Raw genomic sequence first — 6,573 nt, forward strand, 5'->3', positions numbered from 1 at the left:
CTGTATTGATAATATACGTCCTGTAAAGGCAGGGCCTTACCCCTCGGGGGCGGCTGGTATGGAGGGTGGTGTTCAGTGGCAGATCGCAAGAAGAAACCCGGGCATGATGACGCCTGGTGGGCAGCCCAGCGCCATGCCTACATAGAGAAGAACGACATCCTTCTGTCCGACTATCCGTCCTGGGAATGGGTCAGCCCGTACGACTTCTGGCGGACTATCTTCCCCGATGGCTTCCTGCAGCCCCGCGGTGAGGTGGTCCCGTGGCATGAGAGGGGTGGCGGCCATCCCAACGGCATCGTCATCCAGATCACCCATAAGACCAAGACAGTCAAGACCAAGACGGGCATCGAGCACGATGTCCCCGTGATCGAGCGGTTCACGCTGACCGACGACCTCGACGGAGTTGAGGAGCGCGTCGTCGACTCGAACAGGAAGAACGAGTCCGTCTTTTGCGCACCCGTGTCGTATTTTGGCAAGAGCCGCGTTGCCGCGAACGCCCGGTTCCTGCACGCGTTCGCGATCGACCTCGACGGCGTCGGCGTGCAGGAGCTGAAGAACATGCTGAAGCAGTTCCGAAACGGCCGTGACCCGAAGTTCGCCGCGGACAAATGGGTATCCCTCCCACAGCCGACTTTCCTCGTGAACTCGGGTACGGGTTTCCACCTCTACTACGTGCTCGACCAGCCGATTCCGTTGATCCCGCGCATCGTGCCGTTCGTGCAGGAGATCAAGGCGATGCTCACGGACTACATCTGGCGCGATACCGTCTCGACGCTCGAGGACGTCCAGCACCAGGGCATCTACCAGCCCTTCAGGATGCCCGGCACCCCGACGAAGCTCAACGGCAAGGCCGCCGGGTCGAAAATCAAGGACAAGTACGAGGCCGTGGCGTTCGTCCACAACGGCGAGGACGGGAAACCCTGGCGATGCAGCCTCGACTACCTGCTCGGATACGCCGGCGTCCGCGGCGGCAAGGACCGCGCCGAGCTCATCGAGCTCATGCGCACCGCCGGGCGGACCCCCATCGAGCGCGCCAAGAAGCTCTGGCCCGAGTGGTACCAGGCGCGCATCGTCGAGGGCAAGGCCCCCGGCCGCTGGACCTGCAAGCGCGACCTGTACGACTGGTGGCTCGGCGAGGTCGAGACGAAGGCCACCGACCACCACCGCTACTGGTGCCTCAACGTCCTGGCCGCCTATGCCAGGAAGTGCGGCATCCCGTACGACGAGCTCGAGGCCGACGCTCTCGCGCTCGTGCCGACACTCGAGGGCCTGACGGTGCGCGAGGACAACCACTTCACCGAGGACCATGCGCTCGCCGCGATCGAGGCGTACTACGACCCCATCATCCACAAGCTCACCCGCGAGCGCATCGAGCGCCGTACCGCCATCGAGCTGCCGAAAAACAAGAGAAACGGGCGCAAACAGGCCGTGCACTTGGCCAGGGCGCGAACGGTTCAAGAATTTGACGACCCGGATGGCGCATGGCGCAATAAGGATGGGGCCCCGACGAAGGCCGATCTCGTTCGCGAGTACGCCGCAGAGCACCCCGACGCCAACCATAGTGAGATCGCCCGTGCTCTCGGCATCTCACGCCCGACCGTCATCAAGTGGCTGAAGGATGTGCCGAAGGGCGCCACCGAGCCGGAAAAACCGAAGCCGGATGATCTGTACGAGCTGTACAACCCCGCGATGGTCGAGCTCAGGGCAGCGCTCGACCAGTACTCGTCGAGCGCCAATGACCGCGGGTACCTGAGCCCGCCGCAGTCCGCCATGACCAGGTTGGAGCTCACGCAGAAGGCCATCGGTTTGGATACCGGGGTCGAGGAGTACTGGAAACGTGTCGACGTGGAGAACGAGAAACGGGAAAAACGGGAACGCGAAACGGTAAAATCATCGGGAACTACCGTGAAACTTCCCGATGTTTCCCAGGAAACATTCCCGATTGACGATAGGTTGAACAATGGGCATAACGAAGCGTGAAATAGCGTCTGAACTGGGCGTCTCAAAGCGCACAGTCGCGAACTACATCGAGAAACTGGGACTGGGAAACCATGTTTCACGAAACGGGAATACCGATTTTCTCGATGACTTCGCCGCCGCGGCCATCGCCGACGCCCTGAAGAACCCCGGCAAACCGTCCCGCCAGCCGGCCGCTGCGCCCGCCCCGGACTCCCTGGTTGACTCCCTGGCCGCCCAACTGGAAATCGAACGGTCCCGCAACGCCGAGCTGATGGAGGCACTTGCGGCCGAGCGCGACCGCGCCGCCCGCGCCGAGGCCGAGGCCAAGGCGCAGCTCGCAGAGGCGAACGCTAGGGTCGCGGAGCTCGCCGGAAAGCTCGCATCGCTCGCCGAGCGCCAGCAGGCGATCGCGGCCACGCCGTGGTGGCGCCGCGGCCGCATGGCCATGAAGCTGCTCGGCCCAGGGGGAGAATGACAAGAGCCCCGCGGACCCTCAAAGGCCCCGCGGGGCTCTTCGGTTTTCATCGCGGCGGCAGGTTTAGAACGGGTACACGAGCTTGCCGTCGATCTCGACCTCGGCCACGCCGCAGTGCTGGGCGGCGCGGGTCCAGAACTCGTCCAGGCTGCCGCCGGGGCCGAGTGCCGCCGCGGGCGGCAGGCGCAGCACCTCGCGGCTGAAGCCCCTTTCGGTCCGGGGCTTGGTCCCGTCATCGCCGCCGCCCCTGTCGAACTCGAGGCGGCTCCAGAGCACCGCCGCCGAGCCGTCGGCGTTGAGCTCGAGCACGTCCTTGCTCAGCGCCGCCGAGCCATCGGCGCGGGTGTAGTAGCTCTCGACCTTGTTTGCAAAAGTGATGGTGACGTTCATTTCTGATCCCCCAGCAGCATGCCGACGGTCTCGGCGATCTGGCCGCCGCGGGTGAACGGCGTGCCGTCCGTGTACCGCAGCTGCTCGGTCAGCGCGACGGACAGGGCGCGGCGGCTGTCCTCGGTATCGAAGGTCATGCCAGAGGTCTGCTCGAGGATCGCGCCGACCTCGACCAAGCGGTGCGTGCGGGCCTTCCGCTCGGCCGCGGCCTTCTTCTTCTCGAGGTCCCTCAGCTCCTTCTTCAGCGCGGCGGCGCGAGCTGCCTGCTTGTCGGCCGCGGCCCTCTTACGTGCAATCTGCTCGTCGATGGATGCCGTCATAAATGACCGCCCTTCCTTGCTCGTTAGCGTTTTGTCTTTGCAGCAAAATATACCCATACTCACGGTAAAATTTCGCGAGCTGGGTATATCACTACCAGAGGTAGTGCGCACTTGGCAGTACTTTTGCCGCGATGCGTCAAAAGTCCTGCACTGCGTGCGGTCTTGGCAGACGGCCCTACGCCCGACCCCGAAGCCGTTCGCCTGAGACGGCTCACGTCTACGGGGTCGGGCTGCGCGGTCGCTGCGCTCCCTTGCGCTCCGCGCCGCGGGCACCGTTCGCCGACCGCGGCTCACGGCACTCCGCGCCGCTGCGCGGGGCGCATCTGCGCCCCTTGCCTGAAAGGAACTCGCATGGCCATCTTCCATCTGAACTACCGCGGCTGCTCGCCCGCCACCGGGGCGGGCGCGGTCAGGAAGGCCGCGTACCAGTCGGGCCAGGCGCTTGTGGAAGAGCGGACGGGGCAGCTCTGCGACTATGCCAGGAAGGAACGCGTCGTCGAGGAGGGTCTGTCTCTGCCCGGTGGCGTGCCGCCCATCGGGCGCGGCGAGCTCTGGAACGTGGCCGAGCGGGCATGGGCCGAGGGCGGCGGCGGCAACGAGCTCGTCGCGCTGCGCTATGAGTTTGCGTTGCCGATCGAGCTCGATGCCGACGGCCGCCGCGCCTGCGTGCGCGACTTCTGCGGGATGTTCCCCGCGAAGGCGTGCGACTGGTCGATACATGATGACGGCAGCGGCGGGAACCCCCACGCTCACGTCCTCGTCTCCGCGCTCGACCTTGGCGCTCAGGGCTTCATCCAGAGGACCAAGGCCGAGAAGGGGCAGTGCTGGTATCTGTGCCAGGATGCACATGGGCAGCAGGCACCCATCCGCGCAACCGATTGGAAGGCAGCCAAGGCAGATGGCTGGGAGAAGATATATAACTTCAAGGATGGCCGCCGCCTGACCATGAAGCAGGCGAAGGCCGAGGGCCTGGGTACGAAGGACCGCACGAGTAAGAGGCCGGTGCAGATGCACCGTATCTCGGGTCAGGCCGCGCGCGACGTCGGTAGCGCTGAACTCATGGCCGTCCGCGCGGCTTGGGCAGAGATCGCCAACAGGCACCTCGCGGCACACGCCGCCGCAACGGGAACCACGGCACAGGTTATCGACCATCGCAGCAATAAAGATAGAGGGCTGGATGAGCAGCCGACCGTGCATGAGGGCGGCACCGGGCTAATCGGGCACGCCGATCGCGTCAAGCTGAATAAAGAGATATGCGACCGCAACGCCCGCCTGCGGGTCCTTCGCGCAGAGCTGCAGCAGGAGGGCGCCGCCCTCGAGCAGCTGCAACGGGAAGTCGCGGAGCTCGAGCGTCAGCGCGGCCGCATCGAGAAGGCTAAGCGCGGTCGCGCCCAGGGCAGGCACAGGGGCGCGCTGGCCAAGCGCCGCCGCGTGGCCATGGCCACCGCCGCCGCGGCCGCCGATGCCCAGCGCCGCGTGGCCATGGCTACCGCGGATCAGGTCGATACCCGCGCGGAGATGATCGCTCAGCTCGACGAGCAAATTGCCGCACTTGACCTCAAGATTCGCCAGCTGCAGGGCGGCAACAGCGCTGCGATGCTGTCCGGCCCCCTGCTCAAGGCCGCGGGACTGGGCATCGAGCGCCGCAAGCTCGCTGACGAGCGGGCGAGGCTCGCGGGCGAGGACCCCGCGCCTCGCAAGCCCGAGCCGCCGCAGGCCGAACAGAAACGCCCCCGCGGCCACAAGCACTAGCCGCCGCGGTAGCTTCAGCTACATCGGCGCCGGCTATGGCCATGACCGTTCGCGGCGGCAATCCCGCCGCCCGCGGTCGCCGCGGAGGTTGGCGAAAAAATATTTTTGAGGGGTCGCACGTGTAAATATACGCGTGCATGTGCGCCTGCGCGATGGCACGTCTGACCTGCGATAACTAGACTTTTTCGGACTTTTTCGGAGCCGTACGCTTAGGCTGCGCCACGGACGGTGGCGCAGGGTTCAAGGCAAGGAGGTTGTCATGGTCAGGGTTCGTCTTGAGGGCCTGCCCGACGAGGTTCAGCGCATCGCCGACGCGATGCAGGCGGCGGGGTGCGTTCTGGAGCGCTCCCGCGAGTACCCGAACCGCGGCGAGAGCAGGTACGTGCGCGTATACCTCGACTGCGATCTGCCCAAGGAGGTGAGCCGCCATGATTGAGATTGACGGCGTCGAGCTGCGCACCGCGGCACAGTGGGAGAAGAAGCACCGCCATGTCAAGAAAGGCCAGCTCGGAAAGGGTGTGGAGCGCACTTGGCGCTCCCCGAACGGAAACACGACCGCGATGTTCTACAACATCGAGCAGACGCGCCCCTGGGCGAAAAAGGACGTCGAGGCGGTCAACCGCCGCCGCCGCGCCGACGCCAAGGCGAAGCGCGAGGCCGATGAGTGCGGGCGCATCGAGGGCGCCGCCCGCGCGGAACAGCATCGCAAAGACCTTCTCGATTGTTGGGGGGCTCACATCGACGAGGAAACCTTGCAGGAGGGCCGCCGCGACCACACCGCCTACCAGTGGTGCGATCTCGGCTTCGTTCCGATTGCCGAAGCTCGGTGGCGGCTTACCCGATACGGAGGCAATTCCGCATGGTATTACTGCTCTCCCTGGGATGTGCGCTATGACCCAGACCGCGCCAAGGAGCTGCTGGAGACGGGGCCGCGCGAGTACGACAGGCTGCCCGACGGTCGTCCGTACGATGGGCGTCCGTGGTGGCAAGCGTAAAAACGGGGAGGGTCAAAACCCCTCCCCGTTTCGTTAGCGGTGTCGACCCGCCTACCTGCGAGTCCTGTAGACTTTGCTTCGGTGGTCAACATCGACAACAAGGATGACGAGAACATCGTCCTCGATATCGGCGACTATCCGATAGTCACCGACCCTGTAGCGCCAGAGACCTGACTTGTTCTCGGTCAATCCCTTTCCCATGCTTCTCGGGTCTTCGAGCTGTGAAATCTCATGAAGTTTCGCCACGATCCTCCTGGCGATCTGCTTGTCCAGCTTCTTCATCGAACGCTGGACGTCCTTGTCGATCTCAATCCGCCAAGCCAAGGCTTTCCTCCAGCTCGTCGAGCGTCACGGTCTCAAGCCTGCCGGCCCGGTAATCCTCGACCTTCTTCAATAGGCCGTATTCGTACTCAAGCCTGTCAATCTCGGCAGCGAGCGCTTCTGTCATGTAGAAAGTCTTCGTGCGTCCCGTTGATTTCGCCAAACGGTCGTACCTGATTGCCAAGTCCTCGGGCATCCTCAATGCCGCGGTAGCAGTTGCCACGGTGCACCTCCCAATCATCTGTATAACACGTTATACATTCTAGCACACCATTCGCCGTATAGGTGTAAAACACGTTATACAGATGGCCGCAGGGGTGTAAAATAACTGTATTGATAATATACGTCCTGTAAAGGCAGG

The 6,573-nt window shown here is 64.2% G+C and carries 9 protein-coding genes; 5 read left to right on the forward strand and 4 right to left on the reverse strand.

Translation table 11 applies throughout. The features are described 5' to 3' along the window. Nucleotides 1-75 precede the first annotated feature (75 nt). Together DXC52_RS09610 and DXC52_RS09615 are read left to right on the forward strand one after the other, a co-directional pair. Nucleotides 76-1,980: a hypothetical protein gene (locus tag DXC52_RS09610; RefSeq protein ID WP_117747072.1), complete on the forward strand. Its 1,905-nt coding sequence runs from the start codon at nt 76-78 to the stop codon at nt 1,978-1,980. Beyond that, complete coding sequence (locus DXC52_RS09615; protein ID WP_117747073.1) at nt 1,961-2,434, forward strand: HTH domain-containing protein; 474 nt, start codon at nt 1,961-1,963, stop codon at nt 2,432-2,434. Before DXC52_RS09610 ends, DXC52_RS09615 begins: the two co-directional genes overlap by 20 nt. A gap of 63 nt (nt 2,435-2,497) precedes the next feature. On the opposite strand, the gene DXC52_RS09620 is transcribed toward DXC52_RS09615, so the two are convergent. Further along, a complete protein-coding gene (locus DXC52_RS09620) occupies nt 2,498-2,824 on the reverse strand; it encodes a hypothetical protein (protein ID WP_117747074.1) in 327 nt (108 codons plus the stop codon). Beyond that, entirely contained in the window at nt 2,821-3,144 is a 324-nt protein-coding gene (locus DXC52_RS09625; protein WP_117747075.1) for a hypothetical protein, read from the reverse strand. The genes DXC52_RS09620 and DXC52_RS09625 overlap by 4 nt, the downstream gene beginning before the upstream one ends. A gap of 351 nt (nt 3,145-3,495) precedes the next feature. On the opposite strand from DXC52_RS09625, the gene DXC52_RS09630 reads away from it, so the two are divergent. The 3 genes from DXC52_RS09630 to DXC52_RS09635 all read left to right on the forward strand — a co-directional run bounded on the left by DXC52_RS09630 (nt 3,496) and on the right by DXC52_RS09635 (nt 5,891). Next, entirely contained in the window at nt 3,496-4,896 is a 1,401-nt protein-coding gene (locus tag DXC52_RS09630) for a MobA/MobL family protein (RefSeq protein WP_117747076.1), read from the forward strand. Between the two features lie 259 nt (nt 4,897-5,155). Next, nucleotides 5,156-5,332 (forward strand): hypothetical protein, encoded by a 177-nt coding sequence (locus DXC52_RS10030; RefSeq protein ID WP_156599998.1) that lies wholly within the window; start codon nt 5,156-5,158, stop codon nt 5,330-5,332. After that, nucleotides 5,325-5,891 (forward strand): hypothetical protein, encoded by a 567-nt coding sequence (locus tag DXC52_RS09635; RefSeq protein WP_035138999.1) that lies wholly within the window; start codon nt 5,325-5,327, stop codon nt 5,889-5,891. The genes DXC52_RS10030 and DXC52_RS09635 overlap by 8 nt, the downstream gene beginning before the upstream one ends. 51 nt (nt 5,892-5,942) lie before the next feature. Here the strand turns inward: DXC52_RS09635 and DXC52_RS09640 are convergent, their stop codons facing one another. Then, on the reverse strand, nt 5,943-6,173 hold the full coding sequence (locus DXC52_RS09640; RefSeq protein ID WP_232219801.1) for a type II toxin-antitoxin system RelE/ParE family toxin: 231 nt from the start codon (nt 6,171-6,173) through the stop codon (nt 5,943-5,945). Nucleotides 6,174-6,198: 25 nt separating this feature from the next. Next, nucleotides 6,199-6,435: an antitoxin gene (locus tag DXC52_RS09645; RefSeq protein WP_084591886.1), complete on the reverse strand. Its 237-nt coding sequence runs from the start codon at nt 6,433-6,435 to the stop codon at nt 6,199-6,201. Nucleotides 6,436-6,573: the final 138 nt, after the last annotated feature.

The sequence above is a fragment of the Collinsella sp. TF05-9AC genome (genome assembly GCF_003438495.1).
GTDB lineage: Bacteria > Actinomycetota > Coriobacteriia > Coriobacteriales > Coriobacteriaceae > Collinsella.

Bases quoted from the DNA above. Each gene is read 5' to 3' on its own strand.
- DXC52_RS09615 (WP_117747073.1), top strand. From the start codon at position 1,961: ATGGGCATAACGAAGCGTGAAATAGCGTCTGAACTGGGCGTCTCAAAG.
- DXC52_RS09620 (WP_117747074.1), bottom strand. From the start codon at position 2,824: ATGAACGTCACCATCACTTTTGCAAACAAGGTCGAGAGCTACTACACC.
- DXC52_RS09625 (WP_117747075.1), bottom strand. From the start codon at position 3,144: ATGACGGCATCCATCGACGAGCAGATTGCACGTAAGAGGGCCGCGGCC.
- DXC52_RS09630 (WP_117747076.1), top strand. From the start codon at position 3,496: ATGGCCATCTTCCATCTGAACTACCGCGGCTGCTCGCCCGCCACCGGG.
- DXC52_RS10030 (WP_156599998.1), top strand. From the start codon at position 5,156: ATGGTCAGGGTTCGTCTTGAGGGCCTGCCCGACGAGGTTCAGCGCATC.
- DXC52_RS09635 (WP_035138999.1), top strand. From the start codon at position 5,325: ATGATTGAGATTGACGGCGTCGAGCTGCGCACCGCGGCACAGTGGGAG.
- DXC52_RS09640 (WP_232219801.1), bottom strand. From the start codon at position 6,173: ATGAAGAAGCTGGACAAGCAGATCGCCAGGAGGATCGTGGCGAAACTT.